Here is a 1,442-nt window from a genome sequence, read left to right as displayed (position 1 = left end):
ACCATCGCGCCGGATGATGTGTACAAAGGCGATCAAACTGTCACTACCGCCATCAAAGGCGTGACCGGCGGCGAGCATTTCGAGAACCTGGTGCCGGGCACTACCGCGGTGAACACCACCGTTACGGACACTCCGGGTACCGACAACACCACTACTGTGACGCTGACAGCGCCTAACGCTGTTAACGAAGGCGGACAGATTACGTACACCGCCACGCTGTCCAACAAGGCGGGCACTGACGTAACGCTGAAACTCGACAACGGTTCTTCGATCACCATCAAGGCTGGCGACACTGTTGGCACTGTGACCGTGCCCGCTCCTAGCGATGACGTGTTCATCGACAAGAGCAGCCAGACCGTCAAGATTACTGACGCTTCCGGCGGCAACTTCGAAAAACTCGAAGTCGCAGGTAACGGCGCAACCACCACGATCAACGACACCATCGACAAGGTGGATGTAGTTCTAACTGCTACAACTACCGTCGGCGAAGGCGGCAATATCGTCTACACCGCCAGCCTTGTGGATAAAAACGGCGCACCGGTGACCAACATCACCAACCCGTTGACCGTTACCTTGGACAACGGCAAGACCATCACCATCGGCGTAAACCAATCAAGCGGTAGCGTTTCGGTTGTTGCTCCTGATGACGTGTACAAGGGCGACCAGACCGTCACCACTGCTATCAAAGGCGTGACCGGCGGCGAGCATTTCGAGAATCTGGTCCCTGGCACTACCGCGGTGAACACCACCGTTACGGACACTCCGGGTACCGACAACACCACTACTGTGACGCTGACAGCGCCTAACGCTGTTAACGAAGGTGGACAGATTACGTACACCGCCACGCTGTCCAACAAGGCGGGGACCGACGTCACGCTGAAACTCGACAACGGCTCGTCGCTCACCATCAAGGCTGGCGAAACCGTTGGTACTGTGACCGTCCCTGCGCCTACCGATGACGTGTTCATCGACAAGAGCACTCAGACCGTCAAGATCACCGACGCTTCCGGCGGCAACTTCGAAAAACTCGAAGTCGCAGGTAACGGCGCAACCACCACGATCAACGACACCATCGACAAGGTGGATGTAGTTCTGACCGCCACCACTACCGTGGGTGAAGGCGGCAATATCGTCTATACCGCCAGCCTTGTGGATAAAAACGGCGCACCGGTGACCAACATCACCAATCCGCTGACCGTTACCTTGGACAACGGTAAAACCATCACCATCGGCGTAAACCAATCGAGCGGTAGCGTTTCGGTTATTGCTCCTGACGATGTGTATAAGGGCGACCAAACCGTCACCACGGCTATCAAAAGCGTGACTGGCGGCGAGCACTTTGAAAACTTGGTCCCTGGCACTACCGCAGTGAACACCACTGTCACCGATACCCCCGGTACCGACAACACAACGACTGTCACCCTGACTGCGCCAAGTGCGGT

1 protein-coding gene is annotated in these 1,442 nt (G+C 56.6%); it reads left to right on the top strand.

The window, feature by feature from the left end:
• Positions 1–1,442 (top strand): immunoglobulin-like domain-containing protein (locus AC1RAC_RS28275; protein ID WP_492617182.1); only part of this gene is annotated, 1,442 nt, incomplete at both ends.

The organism is Pseudomonas sp. GW823-FHT02F05 (genome assembly GCF_058797315.1).
Note: the sequence above shows the minus strand (reverse complement) of the source record. Positions and strands in the feature narration are given on the sequence as shown.